The organism is Actinomadura sp. NTSP31, assembly GCF_041951385.1.
GTDB lineage: Bacteria > Actinomycetota > Actinomycetes > Streptosporangiales > Streptosporangiaceae > Spirillospora > Spirillospora napierensis.
This window is the reverse complement of sequence record NZ_JBGNUT010000005.1, coordinates 228,066-248,186: the sequence shown is the minus strand read 5'-3', so window position 1 is coordinate 248,186 and position 20,121 is coordinate 228,066. Positions and strand designations below refer to the sequence as shown.

Here is a 20,121-nt window from a genome sequence, read left to right as displayed (position 1 = left end):
CCGCCGCACCACACGCGAGGAGGGACCCGTGGAAGAGCAGCGGGCGGGCGAGCGGCCGGAGGAGTGGGTGGAGGCGGCGTCGCTGGCGCAGCTGCGCAAGCGCAGGCGGCTCGGCGTGACCGTGGCCGGGCGGCCGATCGCGCTGTTCCTGGTCGGCGACGACGTCTACGCGCTGGACGACGTGTGCGTCCACAAGCAGCGGTCCCTGTCGAAGGGGACGGTGCTGAACGGGCGGGTGATCTGCCCCGGCCACCAGTGGCTGATCGACCCGGCGACCGGGCGCGTCGAGGACCGGGACGAGTGCCAGCCGAGCCACGCCGTGCGGATCGCCGGCGACGCCGTCTACGTGGACCCGCGTCCCCGGGTCCTGACAGAGGAGCATTAGATGACGACACGCACTTCTTCGGGGGGTACAGGGGGGTCGTCCCCCCTGAGGGAACTCGAGTCGGTCGTGGTGGCCGGGGCGGGGCAGACCGCCGCCGTCGCCGCCCGCACGCTGCGCCGCCGCGGCTTCGAGGGCCGCGTGACCCTGGTCGGCGCCGAACCGCACGTCCCGTACCAGCGCCCGCCGCTGTCGAAGGAGTACCTGGCGGGCGAGGACGGCCGCGACGAGCTGTACCTGCTCACCTCCGACTGGTGCGAGCAGAACGGCGTCGAGCTGCGGCTCGGCGCGGCGGCGACCGCGATCCGGCCGTCAGAGCGGAGCGTGGAGCTGGCGGACGGCTCGTCCCTGCGGGCCGGCGCGCTGCTGATCGCGACCGGCGGGCGGCCGCGCCGGCTGCCGGGGATCGAGGGCGACCGGGTCCGCTACCTGCGCACCATCGACGACGCGGACCGGCTGCGCGCCGAGCTGCGGCCCGGCGCGCGGGTCGTGGTGATCGGCGCCGGGTTCATCGGCTGCGAGGTCGCTTCCACCGCGATCGACCTCGGCGCGCAGGTCACGCTTGTGGAGCAGGCGGCACGGCCGCTCGGGCACGTCCTCGGCGACCTGATGGGCGACGTCATGGCGGCGCTGCTGCGCACCAGCGGCGTCGACCTGCGCACCGGCGAGAAGGTCGAGGGCTACGCCGAGACCGCGTCGGGCGCGGTCGTCACGACCAGCGGCGGCGCGTCCCTGGAAGCGGACGTGGTCGTCGTCGGCGCCGGAATGGTGCCGAACGTCGAGGCCGTCACCGGCGCGGGCATCGAGACCGCGGGCGGCATCCCCGTCGACGAGTACTGCCGCACGTCCGTCGACGGCGTCTACGCGGCCGGCGACGTCGCCCTGCAGTGGCGGCCCGAGCTGGGACGCCGCGTCCGCGCCGAGCACTTCGACAACGCCAACGCGCAGGGGATGGCCGCCGCGAAGAACATCCTCGGCGGGAAGTCCGCGCACACCGCGCCGCCGTGGTTCTGGTCCGACCAGTTCGGCCGCAACCTCCAGCACGCCGGGCACTGCGACGGCGCCGACCGGGTCGTCGTCCGCGGCCGCGTCGAGGACTTCGACTTCATCGCCTTCCACCTCGCCGGCGGCGTGCTGCGCGGCGCGTTCAGCGTCGACCGCGGCGGCGACCTCGCCGTGGCGCGGCAGCTGATCGGCGCGGGCGCCGCGCCCGATCCCGACGTCCTGCGCGACGAGGACGCCGACCTCACCGAACTGTTCGACACCCTCTAGCCGACCCGACGCACCCTGAGGAGCGACCGATGGAATACCAGCCCGTGGCCCGCTCGGGCCAGGTGCCCGAGGGCGTCGTCCGCCGCTTCTTCGTGGGCGAGGCCGAGGTGGCCGTCGCCCGCTGGGACGGCGAGGTGCACGCCATGTCCAACTACTGCACCCACCTGGACTGCCTGCTGTCGTCCGGCCACGTCACCGAGGACGGCCTGCTGTGCTCCTGCCATGGCAGCGTCTTCGACTTCGGCACCGGCGAGCCGATCACGCCGCCCGCCACCAAGGCGATCCGCGTGTACCCGGTGAAGGAGGAGGACGGGCAGATCCTGGTGCACGTCCCGCCGGAGGACGCCGCGGACGGCGGCCCGCGCCGCCGCAAGCTCGCCCGCGGATGACGGCGGTCGGCCGGGGACGCGGTACCCGCGGCCGCGACGAGGCGGGGCGCGGGTCGTGGGCGGCGCTCGTCCCGCTGCTGCTCGGCACGTTCACCGGGACCGTCGCCAACACCATCGTCAACGTCCCGCTGACCCTGATCCTGCGGGACCTGGACGCCCCGATCTCCGCCGGGACCCTGGTCGTCGTCGCGTTCACGCTGACATTCGCGGTGCTGCTGCCCGTCTCGGGCTGGCTGGGCGACCGGATCGGCCCGCGCCGGGTGTTCGTCGCGGCCATGCTCGCGCTGGCGCTCGCCTCGGCGGGCGCCGGGCTCGCCGGGACGCTGCCGCTCCTGGTCGCGATGCGCGCGGTGCAGGGCGTCGCGACCGCCGCGATGCTGCCCGCCGTCATGGCGCTGATCGCCGCGCGGTTCGACGGCGACCGGCGCGGCCGGGCCCTCGGCCTGTGGGCCGCCGCGAACGGCGTCGGGCAGGCCGCCGGGCCGGCGCTCGGCGGCGGCCTCGCCACCTGGTTCGGCTGGCACGCGGTGTTCTGGCCGGTCGTCCCGGTGTGCCTCGCCGCCGCCGCCCTCGCGCTCCGGTTCGTCCCGCCGGGGCGGGCGCGGGCCGTCCCGCTCGACTGGCGCGGCGCCGCGCTGCTCACCCTCGCCGCGGCGCTCGGCCTCGGCGCCACGTCCGCCGCCGCGAGCCTCGGCGCCGCGTCGCCCGTCGTGTGGTGCGGCGCCCTCGCCGGGCTGCTCGCCGCCGCCGGGTACGTCGCGTCCTCGCGCGGACGCCCCGACGCGTTCCTGCCGCCGCGCCTGCTGATCGAGACCCGCTACCTGCGGTCGTGCCTCAGCGTCCTCGCGCAGATGTTCTGCCTCGGCGCGACGCTGCTCGCCGTCCCCGTGTACCTGACCACGCAGCGGCACACCGCCACCCTCGCCGCCGGCGCCTACCTGCTGAGCCTCCCGCTGGCGATGGCGCTGCTCGGGCCCGTCACCGGTGTGCTGATGGAACGGCTCGGCGCCCGGACGGTCCTGCGCGGCGGCCTCGCCGTGCTCATCGCGGGCCAGGCGCTGGTCGCCGCCGCGCTCGCCTGGCCGGGGCCGATCCCGCTGCTGCTCGCCGCGCTCGCGCTCACCGGGGCCGGCGTCGCGTTCGTCCAGACGCCCGCCGCGACCGGCGCCACCCGCTCCGGCGCCGGACGGACCGGCGCCGGCCTCGGCCTGTTCAACCTGCTGCGCTTCGGCGGCTCGGCGGTCGGCGCCGCGTGGGTCGGCGCCGTCCTCGACCACGCCCCCGCGTTCGGCCTGGTCTTCACCGTCTGCGCCGCGACCGCCGCCCTCGGCCTCCTGGCCTCCCACCTCGGTCCCGATCCCGTGGCGCGCCCGGACTAGCGAGGGGCGGCGGCGGGCGGGGCCATCTCCTCGGCGAGGCTGCCGGTGACCGTCGTCAGCGTGTCGATGTGCAGCGCCAGCCAGAACATGAACTGCGCGTCCGCCGACCGGATGTCCATCCGCAGCGCCCGCGACGCCCGGTCCAGCTTGTAGAGCATCGTGTTGCGGTGCATGCCCAGCTCGCGGGCCGCCGCGTTCAGGTTCCCCGACGTCCTGATGTAGGCCAGGACGATCTGCTCCAGGTCGCCGCCGTTCGCGCGGCGCAGCGGGGCGAGGGTCTCGTGCGCGAACGACTTGGCCTCCGCGCTGCCCGCGACGTCCTTCAGCGCGGCGAACACCCGCAGGTCGTCGTAGCCGCAGACGGGCGCCGCCGAGGTGTGCCAGGCCAGGCCCATCGCCAGCCGCGCCTCGTGGTAGCCGGCCGCGACGCCCGCCGCGCCGGCGCCCGGACGGCCGTGCGTCACCCGCAGGTCGTCGCCGAGCCGCGGGCGCAGCGACCGGTGCAGCCGCTCGGCGAACCGGGCCGCCTCCGCGCGCTGCTTCAGCGGGTCGGTGCCGGCCGCCACCTGCCGGATCACCACGATCGTGGAGCCGATCGCGGCCGTCAGCGTGCAGCCGGCGGGGTCCAGGGTCTGCGCGGTGCGCGTCGCGGTGACCGTCCGGCGCAGGTAGTCGCGGCCGACGGGCAGCAGCGCCGCCGCCGACACCACGTGCACCGCGTAGTGGCCGTCCACGTCGAAGCCGTGGTGGCGGGCCCGCGCGCCCAGCTCGTGCGGGTCGGCGAACCGGCCGTGGACCAGGGCCTCGACGAAGTCGCCGCGGGCGCGCTCCTCGGCGGCCCGCACCGACCGCTGCCGCAGCATCTCCGACCCGATCAGCGTGGCGCCGTGCTCGGCGACGACGCGGTGCTGCGCCAGGTCGTGCGGGTCCGGCGGGCACGCCGGCTCCACCATCACCAGCCGCCCGAACGGCTCGCCGCCGACGACCACCGGCGTGATCAGCGCGTTCACGGCCGCGCCCGGCGCGACGGGCAGCTCGGTCTCGGCCGCGTGCGCGTGCCCGTCCAGGACGGCGTCCGGCCCGTGCGGGGCGGGCGCGGGGAGGGCGGCCTGCACGGCGTCCGGGTCGGGCGCGGGACCGTCCGGCGTCTCCGCCCACGCCAGCCGCTCCCCGTCGGCGTCGCAGATCAGCACCGAGCAGCGCGACAGCCCGACGATCGCGTGCGCCATCGCCGGGATGCCCGGCCCGTGCGCGAGGACCTCGGCGAGCGTGCGGTGCACCCGCGTCCCGTACTCCAGGATGTGCGCGGCCTGCGCGAGGGCCTTCTGCCCGACGAGCCGGCTCACCGTCCGGTAGTCGGCCTCCGCGGGCAGCTCCAGCAGCGGGACGCCCGCCGCGTCGGCGGCGCGGGCCGCGGCGGCGAGGTCGGTGCCGTCGCCCCGGGGGCGCCGGGCGAGCAGCGCGGCGGCGTCCCGCCGGACCAGGCCGGCGACCAGCGCCGCCGCCTCGTCCGGCGGCGCCAGCGCGGTCACCGGCAGGTGGACGGCGACGCCGGCGAGGTCGGTCTCGGTGCTGGTCTCCGACAGCGGCAGGCACCAGCCGACGCCGCGGTCGAGCCCGGACGCGCCGGCGATGAGGGTGCCCCGCAGCAGCGGCTCGGCGAGCAGGGTCCGCACCGGTACCTGGTCGCCCGCGCCGGTGGCGGAGGGGGTCGTCGTGGATGCTGGAGATTGTGCCATGTGCCCACATCCCGTCCGGATCGTTCGGCAGAGTGTACATAGCCGCGGAGGCGGCGGTCCTCCGAGACTGACGGGACATGAAGGCGATCGTGGCGGACGGTGGGAGCCGGCGCTTTATCCGTCAGCCACATCCTGCGCGACAATTCCGATTCCGGCAATACCCACTGTCCGCCGCCATGGAATCGGCGGCGAGGGCAGGTCCGGGTCGGTCTTTCCCGCTCGAGACGACCGGAGGTCCCGTGCACACCGTTCACCGGCTCACCCTGGAAGACGCCCTGGTCATGCTGACCGCAGCCGAGGAGGAGGCGCGGCGGATCGGGGTGAGGCAGACGATCTGCATCGCCGACGACGGCGCCCACCCGATCGCGCTGCACCGGATGACCGGCGCCCGGCTCACCGGCGTCGAGATCGCGATCGCGAAGGCGTTCACCGCGGCCGGCCACCAGCGCGACACCCACAAGTTCAACGAGCCGCCGAACGGGCCCGCGCTGCCCGGCAACGAGGCGTTCGGCATCAACCAGATGCTGCCCGGCAAGTTCGCGATCTTCGTCGGGGGCTTCCCGATCGTGCACGAGGGCGAGGTCGTCGGCGCGGTCGGCGTCAGCGGCGGCAACGGCGACCAGGACAAGGCCGTCGGCGCCGCCGCCCTCCGCGCCTTCCAGGAGAAGATCGCGACCGCGTGACCCGGGCCGGACGACGCGCACGCCGCCGTCCGGCCCGGCGCAGTCAGGTCGCGGGCCAGGGCCGCAGGCGCTCGAAGGCCGCGGCCGCGGCGAGGACGCGGGCGTCCTCGTGGCGCCGCCCGACGATCTGCAGGCCGGTCGGGGCGCCGCCCGCCCACCCGGCGGGCACCGACACCGCCGGATGCCCCGACAGGTTGAACGGGAACGTGACGGCCAGCGCGCCCCAGTGGTCCACCGGGCGCCCGGCGATCTCGGTGGGCATCGGCCCCTCCGCCGGGAACGCCGGGGCCTGCGTCGCCGGGGTCAGCAGCAGGTCGAACCGGCCGAACGCCTCGGCGAGCGTCTCGACCAGCCGCGCGCGGGCCTCGTGCGCGTCGACCAGCGCGTCCGCGTCCAGCGCCTGCGCCGCGTCGCCGTAGCGGCGGACGGTCGGGTGGACGGACCCGAGCCGGTCGTCCGGCGCGTTCCGCAGCTCGGCGTGGACGTCCGGCACCGACAGCGTCCGGAACGCGGCCCCGCAGGACTCCAGCCGGAGCCCGGCGGCCACCTCCCGTGCGCCGGTGCCGGCGACGAACGCCTTCGCCGCGTCCTCGACGACCGCAGCCACCTCCGGATCGCAGGGCGCGCCGCCCAGGTCGGGCGACCACGCGACCCGCAGCCCGCGCAGGTCCTCGCGTTCCAGCGCCGTCTCGAACGGGACGGGCGGGGCGGGCAGCGATGCGCGGTCGTACTCGTCCGTCCCGCAGACGCAGTCGAGGAACCGGGCGGTGTCGCGCACCGTGCGGGTGAGGACGCCGTAGTGGTCGTTCTCGGCGGTGCCGCGGTGCCGGGGCCCTCGCGGGACGCGCCCGTACGTCCCCTTGAACCCGACGAGCCCGCAGTAGGACGCGGGGATCCGCAGCGAGCCCGCGCCGTCCGTGCCGGTCCCGACCGGCACCATGCCGGCCGCGACCGCCGCGGCCGACCCGCCGCTGGACCCGCCCGGCGTCAGCTCCGGCGCGTGCGGGTTGCGGGTGACGCCGTGCAGGACGGACGCGGTGAACGACGCCCGCCCGAACTCCGGCGACGCCGTCAGCCCCACCGGGACGGCCCCGGCCGCGACCGCCCGCGCGACGATCGTCGACGTGTGGCCGGCGACGCGGTCCGCGTGCAGGACGCTGCCCATCGCGTATGGCCATCCGGCGACGGCGTGCAGTTCCTTCACGGCGAGCGGGACGCCGGCGAGCGGCCCGGGGTCCTCGCCGCGCGCCACCATCGCGTCGATCTCGGCGGCGCGGGCGAGCGCGCCCTCCGCGTCCACGTGGACGAACGCGCCGAGGTCCCCGTCCAGCCGGGCGATCCGGTCGAGCGCCGCCGCCACCGCCTCGCGCGCCGCCAGCGCGCCCGTCCGGACCAGCTCCGCGGTCTCCACCGCGTCCCGTGCCGCGCTCACAGCGCCACCGCCGCGACCGCCGTGGCCACGACCAGGCCCGTCACCACCGGCACGAACAACCGTCTGGCCAGGTCGATCACCGGGACGCCGGTGAGGCCCGCGACGACGATCAGCGACGACCAGATGACGAGCGTGCCGCCGCCGGTCCAGCTCGCGCCGTTCTGCGCGATCGCGGCCAGCGTGGCGGGGTCGGCGCCCGAGGCGTGCCCGAGCTCCCCGGCCAGCGACCCGGTGAACGGCAGGCCGGGCCAGCCGTTGCCGTCCAGCCCGATCACCATGCCGACCAGCAGCATCGCGAACGAGGCGAACACCGGCACGTGCGGGATGTGGTCCTGGACGTGCCCGATCGCGTCCAGCAGGAGCGCGGGGCCCTTCGCGCCGTCCGGCATCCCGAGGATCTCGGCCGAGTAGTCCGACAGGCCCACGTAGACGAACCCGGCGATCGGGATGACGACCCCCATCGTGCGGAACGCGAACCCGATGCCGTCGGTGAAGTGGTCGGCGCAGCTCTGCAGCCAGTTCCGGCGGTCCGCGACGACCGCGACGGCGACCAGCGCCAGCGCCGCCGTCCCGCCGACGAGCGGCGCGCCCTGCCCGTCGTCGATGTCGGGGACGAGGGAGGTGAACCGGCCGAGGAGCATGACGACGAGCAGCACGGCGAACACCAGCGGCACGGCCACCGCCACGATCCGGGCCCGCGTGCCGGGCTTCGCGGGCTCCTCGTCCGGGCCCGCGGCGCCCGCCGGGCCCGTCGCCGTCAGGGTCGCGGTGGCGCCGGCGCCGTCCTCGCCGCCCGCCGTCCTGCGGGCCTCACCGTGCGCCTCCGCACGGACGTCGCCGTCGCCCGCGGCGGCGAGGTCGAGCGTCGCGGCCGCCGCCACCACCGGGTCGAGCAGCTTGGTGCGGACGTCCCGCAGGTAGGACACGCCGAGCGCGACCACCCCGGCGATGAGCGAGATGATCAGGGCGCGGTCGGCGATCGCGCCCGCGGGCACGTGCGCGCCCTGCGCGGACAGCCCGGACGCGACGCCCATGATGTAGTCGGAGCTGAGCGCCATGCCCTGCCCCGTGATCGCGATCGCGATGGCCGCGGCGAGCGGCGGCAGCCCGACCCGGACCGCCGCCGGCAGCAGGATCGCCGCGATCAGCGGCAGTACCGGCGTCGGCCAGAACGACATCGACAGCAGGTAGGTGACGACGGCGAGCACGAGGTAGGCGACGTGCCCGTTGCGGACGAGCCGCTGCAGCGGCCGCACCATCATCAGGTCGGCGCCGAGCCCCCGCATGGCGCCGAGCATCGCGGTCACGATCGCGATGATGAGGAAGATCGGCAGCAGCTCGCGGGCCGCGACGATCCCGGCGTTGAACACCGCCGCGATCCCGGTCGTGACGCTGCCGCTGTAGACGAGGGCCGTGACGAAGGTCCCGCAGACCGCGAGACCCACGACGTTCTTGCGCGCCACCACGGTGGCGATGAGGGCGGCGAGGCCCAGGAGATAGATCCAGTGCGCAGGCGACAAAGGGTGAAGACCTCCCACCTCCCCGGGACGCGGCCGTCCGCGTTCGGTGCACGGGGGTGGGCCGACTCTCCATGATCGGTCGCGCGGAGGGCAACGGAAGACCGCACAATCGCGGCGGGCCGCGATTGTGCAGGCTGCCGAGCCCCGCGTCCCGCGCGTTCCGCGTCGCGTCACGTTCGCGACATGCGTCCGTTGTGGTCCGAGCAGCCCCGGTGATCTGTTCCAATGAACTGTTGTGCCGCCTGCTTCCTACCGTCTCGTGCGCCGCGCGGGTCCCGCGCGGGCCGTTCCGCCCCTGCTCGACGAGCAGCAGCGGCGGGTCGTCGAGCATGCCGGCGGGCCGATGCTGGTGCTGGCCGGGCCCGGCACCGGCAAGACCACCACGATCGTCGAGGCGGTCGTCGACCGGATCGAGAACCGGGGCGTCGACCCCGAGCGGGTGCTCGTGCTCACGTTCAGCCGCAAGGCGGCCGGCGAGCTGCGGGAGCGGATCACCGGCCGGCTGCACCGCACGACCCGGACGCCGCTGGCGCTGACGTTCCACAGCTACGCCTACGCGCTGATCCGGCGGGACGCGGTGCTGAACGAGGAGCCCGCGCCCCGGCTGCTGTCCGGTCCGGAACAGCTCCTCGAAGTGCGGCGGCTCCTCGAAGGGGAGATGGCGGACGGCGCGCGCGGCTGGCCGGAGCGGCTGCGGGCGGCGCTCGCGACGCGCGGGTTCGCCGAGGAGCTGCGCGACTTCACGCTGCGCGCCGTCGAGCGGCAGCTCACCGCCGAGGAGCTCGTCGCGCTCGGGCGGATGCGCGGCCGCGACGACTGGCCCGCCATCGGCGCGTTCATGGAGCGGTACGTCGAGCGGTTCCTGCTGGACCCCGTCCCCACCTACGACTACGGCGAGCTGATCTACATGGCCGCCGGGATGCTCGCGGACGAGGAGGTCCGCATCCGCGAGCGGAACGCCTACGACGTGGTGTTCGTGGACGAGTACCAGGACACCGACCCGGCGCAGGAGGCGCTGCTGCACCTGCTGGCGGGGGAGGGCCGCGACCTGGTCGTGGTCGGCGACCCCGACCAGTCGATCTACGGGTTCCGGGGCGCGGACGTGCGCGGCATCCAGGAGTTCCCGGACCGCTTCCTGACGCTGGACGGGCGGCCCGCGCCGGTGGTCGCGCTGCGCACCTGCCGCCGCATGGGCCCGGAGATCCTGGCGGCGTCGCGGCGCATCGCGCGCCGCCTGCCCGCCGGCTCCGCCGGGAGCGCCGCCGAGCACCGCGCCCTGCTCACGCCCGACGAGGCGGAAGAGGGCGAAGTCCGTGCGGTGTCTTCCAGGGGGGGCGACCCCCCTGGACCCCCCGATGAAGTGCGTGCTGTTATCGCCGACTCCGAGAGCCAAGAATCGGCGCTGGTCGCGGACGAACTGCGGCGCGCGCACCTGCTCGACGGCGTGCCGTGGTCGCGGATGGCGGTGCTGGTCCGCAGCGCGGTCCGGCAGGTGCCGGTGCTGCGGCGGGCGCTCGCGCAGGCGGGCGTCCCGGTCGTCGTCGCGGGCGACGAGGTTCCGCTGATGCAGGAGCCGGCCGTCCGCCCGTTCCTGGTGCTGCTGCGCGCGGCGCTGAAGAAGGGCTACCTGGACGAGGTCGTCGCGGAGGACCTGCTCACCGGCCCGCTCGGCGGCGCCGACGCGCTGGCGATGCGGCGCCTCAAGCGCGCGCTGCGCGACCTGGAGGAGCTGTCGGGCGGGCAGCGCCCGCTGGGGGAGCTGCTCATCGCGGCGGTGAACGACCCGCGCGAGCTGGTGCCCGTCCACGAGAAGGTGCGCGCCCCCGCCGAGCGGATCGCGCACCTCATCGACGTGGCGCGGCGCAACGTCCGCGACGGCGGGTCCGCCGAGGAGGTGCTGTGGGCGGTGTGGGAGGAGAGCGGTCAGGCGGACGTCCTGCTGGAGCAGAGCGTCAAGGGCGGGACGCGCGGCGCCTCCGCCGACCGGGACCTGGACGCCGTCGTCGCGCTGTTCGACCACGCGGCCCGGTTCGTCGACCGGCTGCCGCAGGCGGGCCCGGAGCTGTTCGTCGACAACATCGCCGCGCAGGAGATCGCCGGGGACACCCTCGCCGAGCAGGCGCCGGAGGGCGAGGCCGTCCGGATCCTCACCGCGCACCGGTCGAAGGGCCTGGAGTGGGACGTCGTGATCGTCGCGGGCGTCCAGGAGGGCGTGTGGCCGGACGTGCGGCTGCGCGGTTCGCTGCTGGGCGTCGAGGAGCTGATCGAGCACGCGGCGGGCGCCGCCCCCGACTCCGACGCGGCGGCCGGCGCGTCCATGGCGGCCAAGATGCTGGACGAGGAACGCCGCCTCTTCTACGTCGCGGTCACGCGCGCGCGCAAGCGGCTCGTGGTGACGGCGGTCGGCGGCGACGACACCGAGGAGCGGCCGTCCCGGTTCCTCAACGAGCTGCTGCCCGGCGCGATCGAGCAGTCCCAGCTGGACGAGAAGACCCGCTGGCTGTCGCTGTCCGCGCTGGTCGCGGACCTGCGGTCGGTGGTGTCGGACCCGACCCGCCCCGAGCCGCTGCGCCGCGCCGCCGCCGGGCACCTCGCCCGCCTCGCGCGCGCGGGCGTGCGGGGCGCGCGGCCGGAGAACTGGTACGCGATCACCGCGCTGTCCGACCCGGGCCCGGCGTTCGCCGAGGACGAGCAGATCGCCATCTCCCCGTCCCAGGTCGAGGCGTTCACCACCTGCGGGCTGCGCTGGCTGCTGGCGTCGGCGGTCGGCGCGCAGGAGGGCGGCCCGAACGAGTTCAGCACCATGGGCAAGGTCATCCACGCGGTCGCCGAGATGGCCGGCGCCGACGACGGCGTCAGCGAGGTGCACGTCGCCGAGCGCCTCGACGAGATCTGGAACGACCTGGACTTCCGCAGCTCCTGGTACTCGGAGAAGCAGCGCGAGCAGGCCGCCGCGATGGTCGACAAGTTCCTCACCTGGCACCGCGACAACCCCAACGAGGTCGTCGCGCTGGAGGAGTCGTTCAAGGTCGACCTCGGCCGCGTCGTCATCAAGGGCCGCATCGACCGCGCCGAACGCGACGAGCAGGGCCGCGCCGTCATCATCGACATCAAGACCTCCACCACGGCCGTCCCGAAGGACGACCTGGCCCGCCACCCGCAGCTCGGCGTCTACCAGTACGCCGTGATGCTCGGCGCGTTCGAGCGGCACGGGCTGATCGAGCCGGGCGGCGCGAAGCTGATCCAGGTCGGCAAGGCCGCGTTCACCGCGAAGGCCCGCGAGCAGGAGCAGCCGCCGCCCGCCGAGGACGCCGACCCCGAATGGCCCAAGAAGCTGGTCGAGATCGTCGCGACGGGGATGGCCGGCGACGTCTTCCAGGCGCGTGCGAACGACAAGTGTCGGACCTGTCCCGTACGCTCCTGCTGTCCCGTCCACGACGAGGGCGGGCAGGTAGGCGACTGACACTGACGGGCGCGGGGGCCGTCTCACCCCGCGGTGACGGCTCGGGGGAGCGGCTGGTGGGCGAACGTACATGAACCTGAGGACCTCTGCGGACCTCCCCGCAGGCGGCGTCCAGGTTCTGTCAGAGGACGCGGCTACGGTGCGGAGTGTGAAGGTTACGCAGGCGTACCGATTCGCCTTGGACCCCACCCCTCGGCAGGAGCGGGTGTTGCGGTCGCACGCGGGTGCGGCGCGGTTCGCGTGGAATTGGGGACTGGCAGCCTGCCGGGACCGCTACGACGCCGAAGGCAAATGGTGGTCGGGCATCGAGTTGCACCGGCTGTGGAATCAGGTGAAGAAGACCGACCCCGCGCTGGAGTGGTGGGGCGAGCACTCCAAGTGCGTCTACCAGGAGGCGTTCCGTGACCTGGACCGGGCGCTGCGCGAGTTCGTCGCCTCCCGCAACGGTGTCCGCAAGGGACGCCGCCTGGGGTTCCCCCGGTTCAAGAAACGCGGCCGGTGCCGCGACTCCTTCCGCTTCGGGTCCGGGGTGATGCGGTGCTCGGGACGGATGGTGACGCTGCCGCGCATGGGTGCGATCGCCACGCACGAGTCCACCCGCAAGCTGGCCCGCCGCCTGGAGAACGGGACGGCGCGGATCCTGTCGGCGACGGTGTCGCGGATTGCACATCGCTGGTACGTGTCGTTCACCGTGCAGGTCGACCGCGACATTCCTGGACGACATGCCCGGCCGGGCAGCGCCGTCGGCATCGACCTGGGGGTCAGGACCCTGCTGACCGCCGTGGACGACCGGGGCGCGGTCATCGAGATCGACGGTCCGAAGTCGCTGGGAGCGGGGCTGCGGAAACTGCGGCGCCTCGGCAAGGCCTGCTCCCGCAAGCAGCGCGGGTCGGTCAACCGGGCCAAGGCGGCCGCGCGGCTGGCCCGCCACCACGCCCGCATCACCAACGTCCGGGCCGACGCGTTGCACAAGGCCACCAGCATGCTGGCCGCCCGCTATGAGATCGTCGTGGTGGAGGATCTCAACGTATTGGGGATGCTGGCGAACCGACGGCTGGCCCGGCGTGTGGCCGATGCCTCGTTCGGGGCCGCACGGCGAATGCTGGAGTACAAGACGGCATGGAAGACCGGCCGCCTGATCACGGCGGGCCGCTGGTATCCGTCGTCGAAGACCTGCTCGGGTTGCGGTGAGCGAAAGCCAAGCCTGCCGCTGTCCGAGCGCACCTTCCGCTGTGACGCTTGTGACCTGGTCCTGGGCCGGGACGTCAACGCCGCGCGGAACCTGCTCGTGCTCGCCGCCAGTGGGGCGGAGAGGGGAAACGCCTGTGGAGGTGACATGAGACCCGGCCCGGCCGGGCCGACACCTGCGAAGCAGGAACCCGGCGCCACGCCTGGCGTGGAAGACCGGGACCGCCGCCGCGCAAGCGACGGCCGCCCAGAGCCGTGTTCGCATTCGATCACGGCCCGGGTGACGGGAGCGAGGTGATCTCGCCGGGAGAGCTGGCCCGGCTGCTGGAGATCCCGGAGCCGACGGAGGAGCAGGCCCGGGTGATCGAGGCGCCGATGGCGCCGATGGCGGTGATCGCGGGCGCCGGGTCCGGCAAGAGCGAGACGATGGCCGCGCGGGTGGTGTGGCTGGTCGCGAACGGGTTCGTGCGGCCCGAGCGCGTCCTCGGCCTGACCTTCACCCGCAAGGCCGCCGCCGAGCTCGGCGTGCGGGTCCGCAAGCGGCTCGACAAGCTGCGCGAGGTGCTGCCGGGCGACGAGCTGGAGCGGCTCGGCGGCGAGGCGCTGTTCGACGGCGAGCCGATGGTGTCGACGTACCACTCGTACGCGGCGCGGCTGTTCGGCGACCACGCGCTGCGCGAGGCGCTGGAGCCGACGATGCGGCTGATCTCGCCGGCGGTCGCGTGGCAGATCTGCTCGCGGGTCGTCGACGCCTACGACGGGCCGATGGACCGCATCGAGTGGCAGCCCGACACCGTCACCAAGGCCGTGATGGAGCTGTCCGGCGACCTGTCGGAGCACCTGCGCACCGCCGACGACGTCCGCAAGGTCGGCGCGTGGCTGGACGAGCGGTTCGCCGCGGTGAAGAAGCCGCTGAAGGCGCAGCGCGACATCCTCGCGAAGCAGGCCGTCCGCGAGCAGATGATGCCGCTGATCGAGAAGTACGGGCGGGCCAAGGCCGACCGCGAGGTCATCGACCACGGCGACCAGATGGCGCTCGCCGCGCGCATCGCCTACAAGCACCCCGAGGTCGGGATGATCGAGCGGTCCCGGTTCTCCGTCGTGCTGCTCGACGAGTACCAGGACACCAGCCAGGCGCAGCTCGTCCTGCTGAAGTCGCTGTTCGCGGGCGGGCATCCGGTGACGGCGGTCGGCGACCCCTGCCAGTCGATCTACGGGTGGCGCGGCGCCAGCGCCGGGAACCTGCTGCGCTTCGCCTATGACTTCCCCTCGCAGGCCGCCGTGGGTTCGGGACGGCCGGTCCCGGCGCCGGTCGTGCAGCTGAGCCGGTCGTTCCGCAACGGCGAGCAGATCCTCGAGGCCGCCGCGAAGATCCAGGAGGAGCTGCGCGCGGAGACCAGGGCGGTGCCGCGGCTCGTCCCCGGCGCCGGACGGGAGGGGCGCGGGCGCGTCGAGTGCGCGCTGTTCCCCACCGTCGAGGACGAGGCCGACCGGATCGCGGGGCGCGTCGCCGGGCTGATGGCCGGCGACCCGGCGGTCGCGCCGGACGGCGGCGTGCAGGCCGAGCCGCTCCAGTACTCCGACGTCGCCGTCCTCGCCCGCAAACGGTCGCAGTTCCCGCTGATCCGGCGGGCGCTGGAGGCGCGCGGCATCCCCGTCGAGGTCGTCGGGCTCGGCGGGCTGCTGACCGTCCCCGAGGTGCAGGACGTCGTCGCGACCCTGCGCGTCATGCACGACCCGACGGCGGGCGCGTCGCTGGCCCGGCTCCTCACCGGCCCGCGCTGGCGGCTCGGCCCCCGCGACCTGGTCGCGCTCGGACGGCGCGCGCGGGCGCTGGCGCAGGAGTCCGCGCGCGACGTCACCCCGCCCGAAACCGCCGCGGAGGAACCGCCCGAGGGCGGCGAACCGGCGCCGGAGACGGGCGACGACCCGCTCCGCCAGCTGGTCAGCGAGCTGAACCAGGAGACCGGCAGCCTCGTCGACGCGCTCGACGACCTCGGCGCCCCCGAGACCTACTCGCCCGAGGGGTACGGGCGGCTGCGGCGGCTGCGCGACGAGCTGCGGGCGCTGCGGAGCCAGGTCGGGCTGCCGCTGCCCGACCTGGTCAACGAGGTCGAGCGGGCGCTCGGCCTGGACATCGAGGTCGCGGCCCGGTCCGGCCTCGACCCCGTCACCGCCCGCGCCGACCTCGACGCGTTCATCGACGCCGCCGCCACCTTCGCCGGCGACGCCGAGGACCCGACGCTCGGCGCGTTCCTCGCCTACCTCAAGGCCGCCGAGACCGAGGAGTTCGGCCTGGAGGCGGGCCGCGTCGGCGAGACCGACAGCGTCAAGCTGCTGACCGTCCACGCGTCCAAGGGCCTGGAATGGCCGGTCGTCGTCGTGCCGGGCCTGTCGTACGTGCCGCAGAAGAACGGCGGCCCCGCCAAGGGCTCGATCTTCCCGTCGCCGCCGCAGAACGCGACCCGCTGGACGGCGAACCCGCGCGTCCTGCCGTTCATGCTCCGCGGCGACCGCGCCGACCTGCCGCCGCTGACCGGCCTGGAGAAGGACGACCTCGCCGCGTTCGACCAGGCCTGCTCCGAACGCGACCTGCGCGAGGAGCGCCGCCTGGCCTACGTCGCCGTCACCCGCGCGTCCAGCCTGCTCATCACCACCGGGTACTGGTGGGGGTCGTCGGGGCGCCCGCTCGGGCCGTCACCGTTCCTGGAGGAGGTCCGCGCGGTGTGCCTCGCCGGCGCCGGGACGGTCGCGGTGTGGGCCGACCCGCCCGCGGAGGGCGAGACGAACCCGCTGCTCGCCGACCCGGAGGAGGCGCAGTGGCCCGTCGCGCCGGGGGAGCGCGGCAGGACCGACGCGTCCGCCCGCGAACGCTACGAGGCCGTCGTCGAGGCCGCCCGCATGGTCGAGGACGCGATGGCCGGGCGGAACCGGCTGTGGGCCGGTGACGAGGGCCTGTCCGACGCCGACCGGGGCCGCATGACGGCGTGGGCGCGCGACGTCGAGCTGCTCCTCGCCGAACGCGACCGGGGACGCGGCGGCGACGGCCTCGTCGTCGAGCTGCCCGCGCACCTGTCGGTGTCGTCGCTGGTGTCGCTCGCCCGCGACCCGGCGGCGCTCGCCCGGCAGATCCGCCGCCCGATGCCGCGCCCGCCCGCCCCGTACGCGCGGCGCGGCACCGCGTTCCACGCCTGGCTGGAGGGGCGCTGGGGGCAGCAGCGCCTCATCGACCCCGACGAGCTGCCCGGCGCCGCCGACGAGGGCGCCGCCGACGACTCCCACCTCGTCCGCCTCCAGGAGAGGTTCGAGGAGTCGGAGTGGGCGTCGCGCGAACCCCTCGACATCGAGGTGCCGTTCGAGACCATCATCGGCGACCGGCTGATCCGCGGCCGGATGGACGCGGTGTTCCGGCGGCGCGGCGGCGGCTACGAGGTCGTCGACTGGAAGACCGGCCGCCCCCCGTCCGGCGACGACGCCCGGTTCGCGTCCGTGCAGCTCGCCGCGTACCGGCTGGCGTGGGCGGAACTCGCGGGAGTGGACGTCGCCGAGGTCAGCGCCGCGTTCCACTACGTCAGCGCGAACACCACCGTCCGGCCCGCCGACCTCCTGGACGCCGCCGGCCTCGCCGCTCTCCTGGAGACCGTCCCGGCAGCGTGACGCGTGCTTACCGTCCGTCAGTGAAGACCGTCACTGCCTCTGTTCACCGCACCCCGTTTCAGAGATGATCCGGAGAACGCTACGAGGGAGGCGACGTGACGGTGACCCACGGCGACAAGGTCGTACGGGAGTTCTCCAAGCAGGCGGCCGGGTTCGCCGACCCGCGGCTGAACGTCGCGTTCACCCGGCACCTGGACGACCTCGTCCGCTTCATGGATCCCGAACTGGACCTGGACGACAACGTCCTGGAGGTCGCCGCCGGCACCGCGATCGTGTCCCTGGCGATCGCGCATCGCGTCCGGCACGTCACCGCCCTCGACCTCACCCCCGCGATGCTCGCCGAGGGCAAGCGCGAAGCCGACCGGCGGGGCCTCACCAACGTCACCTTCACCGAGGGCGACGCGACCGCGCTGCCCTACCTCGACCGTTCCTTCACCCTCGTCGTGACGCGCTTCTCCCTGCACCAGGTCACCGCGCCGGAGGCCGTCGTGCGGGAGATGGCCCGGGTCAGCCGGCCGGGCGCCGCGCTGATCATCGCCGACCTCGTCCGGCCGGACGGCCTGGAGGGCGACCCCGACCGGATCGAGCGGCTCCGCGACCCCTCGCACGGCACCATGCTCACCGAGGCGCAGATCGCCGGCCTCGTCACCGAGGCGGGCGCCGAGGTGAAGCGGTCCCGGCGCATCGACTTCACCCGCCCGCTGGAGCCGTGGCTGGAGCTGTCGCGGACGCCCGCCGACGCCGCCGCGCGGATCCGCGGCGAACTCGAAGCGGAACTGGCCGGCGGCCCCGCCACCGGAATGCGGCCGAGCCGCGAGAACGGCGAACTGCACTTCACGCACTCGTACCTGTTCCAGCACGCTGTCGCCGGCTGATTCGCGCGTTTTGCTCGAATGTTTTCGAGTGAATGTTCGACGTGCGTCGCTCGTGTGTTCTATCTTGTCGAACATGGGTTCTAGCACCGTGCGCCCCCTCGATCGCGAGCCGGCCGCGCTGGCGATGCGCATCGGCGTGGTGGCCGCCGAGGCCGCGCTGGCCACCTTCGCCCGCAACCTCGACCTCGACGACCTGGAGGACGGCATCGACTTCCAGGGCGCCATCGGCCCCGCCGAGTGGCCGGTGTTCTCCCTGGTCATCGACACCCTCGCGGAGGCGGGCCCGGGCGACCGGCGCACCCTCGACGAGCGCCGCGCCGACGCCCTGAACGACCTCGCCCGCATCTGCATGGCCGCCAAGAACCGCGGCGCCGCCTGAGCCGGCCCGCTCGCTCACGGGGTGGTGACGGGGCGCGTCCGGAGTCCGCGGCCTTGGTTCCGGACGTCGCCCTCCGTCACTCGGTCAGCGCCTTCGAGCGGACCTTGCCGGTGCTGGTGCGGGGCAGTTCGTCCACGAAACGGACGTCCCGCGGCACCTTGTAGCGGGCCAGGTGCTTCTTCACGTGGGCCTTCAGGTCGTCCTCGGTGACCTGCGAGCCTTCCGCGCGCACCACGTAGGCGGCGAGCCGCTGGCCGAACTTCTCGTCCTCGACGCCCTTCACCGTCACCTCGGCGACGTCCGGATGCTCGCCGAGCAGGCTCTCGACCTCGCCCGGGAACACGTTCTCCCCGCCCGAGACGATCATGTCGTCGGCGCGGCCGTCGATGAACAGCCGCCCTTCGGCGTCGAAATGCCCGAGGTCGCCGGTGCCGGTCAGGCCGTCGCGGACCTTCTTGCCCCCGCCGCCGGTGTACCCGGCGAACCGCAGGCCGCCGCCGGTGTAGATCTCGCCGGTCTCCCCGGCGGGGACCTCGTCGCCGTCCTCGTCCAGGATCTTGACGGTGAGGCGGAAGGACGGGCGGCCGACCGTCCCGGGCGCCGCCCGCAGGTCCGCGGGCGTCGCGATGGTCGCCCAGCCGGTCTCCGTCGCCCCGTAGACGTTGATCAGCACGTCGCCGAACTCGTCCATGAACGCCTCGGACAGGTGCGGATGCAGCGCCGAGCCGCCGCACACGACGACGCGCAGCGACGGCGTCCACTGCCGGTTGCTCTTCGCGGCGTCCAGGATCCGCTGCAGCATCACCGGCACCGCGACGAGCGTCTCCGCCTGGCAGTCCACGATGGCCGTCAGCACGTCCTTCGGGTCGAACCGCCGGAACAGGACGAGCGGCATGCCCATGCCGAGCCCCACCGCCGTGTACGCGAAACCGAGAATGTGGAAAAGCGGCGGTGCGATGACGAGGGGCGCCCCCGATCGCACCGGGACGCGCATCAGATGGCTCAGCGCCGCGGGCAGCAGCGACGCCATCGACAGGTCGTGCCGCGCGCCCTTCGGCGTGCCCGTGGTCCCGGACGTCATCACGATCACGTTGCTGGTGCGCTCCGGGTTCAGCGGCTCGGCCTCCGTGGCGGCCACGAGCGCGTCGATCGACTCCCTCGCGCCGCCGTCGCCGTCCGTCCACGCGAGCACCCGCGCCCCCGCGAACCCCGACTCGTCCACGGTCGCGCCGAACTCCTCGTCGTGGACGAGCAGTTCGACGCCCTCCCGCTCGGCGACCTGCCCCAGCTGCGTCGCGGAGAAGTCGGTGTTGAGCAGCACCACGTCGTTGCCCAGCCGGGACGCCGCGAGCACGGCCTCGATGAATCCGCGATGGTTGCGGCACAGCACGCCGATCCTGCCGTCGCCGACCCTGTCGCGCAGCGCGGTCGCCAGCGACGCCGCCCGCTTTTCGAGTTCGGCGTACGTCAGCGCGCCCCGCTCGTCCACGAGCGCCGTCCGGCCGGGGAACCGCAGCGCCGCCATCGCGCCCACCGTCGCCGGCACCGGCCCGAACCGCACGTAGGGGAACAGCAGCCGCGCCGCCCGATCGGGACGCACCGGATGCATGATCCCGGTGTCCCGCACGGCCCGCGTCGCCCTCGCTCCCGCCTTCACGACCGACCGCATCCGCTCCAGCACCGGATCCTCCTCGCATCGCCCAGCGACATACGTTGCCGCGCCAATGATTCCTAATCCGCCGCGCCCGCGTACGCCCGGCCAC

General features: G+C 74.5%; 14 protein-coding genes. 10 read left to right on the top strand and 4 right to left on the bottom strand.

Annotation, left to right across the window (positions count from 1 at the left end; translation table 11 throughout):
- The first annotated feature begins 28 nt into the window (after positions 1-28).
- From ACA514_RS10800 to ACA514_RS10785, 4 genes are read left to right on the top strand one after another with little or no spacing between them, the layout of a single operon-like run.
- On the top strand, positions 29-385 hold the full coding sequence (locus ACA514_RS10800) for a Rieske (2Fe-2S) protein (protein ID WP_375040915.1): 357 nt from the start codon (positions 29-31) through the stop codon (positions 383-385).
- Positions 386-1,654, top strand: coding sequence for an NAD(P)/FAD-dependent oxidoreductase (locus ACA514_RS10795; RefSeq protein WP_375040914.1), 1,269 nt, complete (start codon positions 386-388; stop codon positions 1,652-1,654).
- A gap of 29 nt (positions 1,655-1,683) precedes the next feature.
- A complete protein-coding gene (locus ACA514_RS10790; RefSeq protein ID WP_375040913.1) occupies positions 1,684-2,043 on the top strand; it encodes a Rieske (2Fe-2S) protein in 360 nt (119 codons plus the stop codon).
- On the top strand, positions 2,040-3,422 hold the full coding sequence (locus ACA514_RS10785) for an MFS transporter (RefSeq protein ID WP_375040912.1): 1,383 nt from the start codon (positions 2,040-2,042) through the stop codon (positions 3,420-3,422). The genes ACA514_RS10790 and ACA514_RS10785 overlap by 4 nt, the downstream gene beginning before the upstream one ends.
- Here the strand turns inward: ACA514_RS10785 and ACA514_RS10780 are convergent.
- Complete coding sequence (locus tag ACA514_RS10780) at positions 3,419-5,161, bottom strand: helix-turn-helix domain-containing protein (RefSeq protein ID WP_375040911.1); 1,743 nt, start codon at positions 5,159-5,161, stop codon at positions 3,419-3,421. The two genes, ACA514_RS10785 and ACA514_RS10780, sit on opposite strands and share 4 nt — an antisense overlap.
- 239 nt (positions 5,162-5,400) lie before the next feature.
- On the opposite strand from ACA514_RS10780, the gene ACA514_RS10775 reads away from it, so the two are divergent.
- Positions 5,401-5,844, top strand: coding sequence for a heme-binding protein (locus tag ACA514_RS10775; RefSeq protein ID WP_375040910.1), 444 nt, complete (start codon positions 5,401-5,403; stop codon positions 5,842-5,844).
- 43 nt (positions 5,845-5,887) lie between these two features.
- On the opposite strand, the gene ACA514_RS10770 is transcribed toward ACA514_RS10775, so the two are convergent.
- Positions 5,888-7,276 carry an amidase gene (locus tag ACA514_RS10770; protein ID WP_375040909.1) on the bottom strand — a complete coding sequence of 463 codons (1,389 nt, stop codon included), beginning with the start codon at positions 7,274-7,276 and terminating at the stop codon, positions 5,888-5,890.
- Positions 7,273-8,796: a hypothetical protein gene (locus tag ACA514_RS10765; RefSeq protein ID WP_375040908.1), complete on the bottom strand. Its 1,524-nt coding sequence runs from the start codon at positions 8,794-8,796 to the stop codon at positions 7,273-7,275. The genes ACA514_RS10770 and ACA514_RS10765 overlap by 4 nt, the downstream gene beginning before the upstream one ends.
- 259 nt (positions 8,797-9,055) lie before the next feature.
- Between ACA514_RS10765 and ACA514_RS10760 the strand changes: the two genes are divergently transcribed.
- The 5 genes from ACA514_RS10760 (at position 9,056) to ACA514_RS10740 (ending at position 18,358) form a co-directional block, all read left to right on the top strand.
- The gene (locus ACA514_RS10760; protein WP_375040907.1) at positions 9,056-12,259 is read left to right on the top strand and encodes an ATP-dependent helicase; all 3,204 of its coding nucleotides are present in this window, start codon (positions 9,056-9,058) and stop codon (positions 12,257-12,259) included.
- Between the two features lie 148 nt (positions 12,260-12,407).
- The gene (tnpB, locus tag ACA514_RS10755) at positions 12,408-13,745 is read left to right on the top strand and encodes an IS607 family element RNA-guided endonuclease TnpB (protein ID WP_375040906.1); all 1,338 of its coding nucleotides are present in this window, start codon (positions 12,408-12,410) and stop codon (positions 13,743-13,745) included.
- Entirely contained in the window at positions 13,742-17,104 is a 3,363-nt protein-coding gene (locus tag ACA514_RS10750; RefSeq protein WP_375040905.1) for an ATP-dependent helicase, read from the top strand. The genes tnpB and ACA514_RS10750 overlap by 4 nt, the downstream gene beginning before the upstream one ends.
- Before the next feature lie 95 nt (positions 17,105-17,199).
- Positions 17,200-17,979, top strand: coding sequence for a class I SAM-dependent methyltransferase (locus ACA514_RS10745; protein WP_375040904.1), 780 nt, complete (start codon positions 17,200-17,202; stop codon positions 17,977-17,979).
- Positions 17,980-18,052: 73 nt separating this feature from the next.
- On the top strand, positions 18,053-18,358 hold the full coding sequence (locus tag ACA514_RS10740) for a hypothetical protein (RefSeq protein ID WP_375040903.1): 306 nt from the start codon (positions 18,053-18,055) through the stop codon (positions 18,356-18,358).
- Between the two features lie 76 nt (positions 18,359-18,434).
- Here ACA514_RS10740 and ACA514_RS10735 read toward each other — a convergent pair whose 3' ends face one another.
- Complete coding sequence (locus tag ACA514_RS10735; RefSeq protein ID WP_375040902.1) at positions 18,435-20,039, bottom strand: AMP-binding protein; 1,605 nt, start codon at positions 20,037-20,039, stop codon at positions 18,435-18,437.
- Positions 20,040-20,121: the final 82 nt, after the last annotated feature.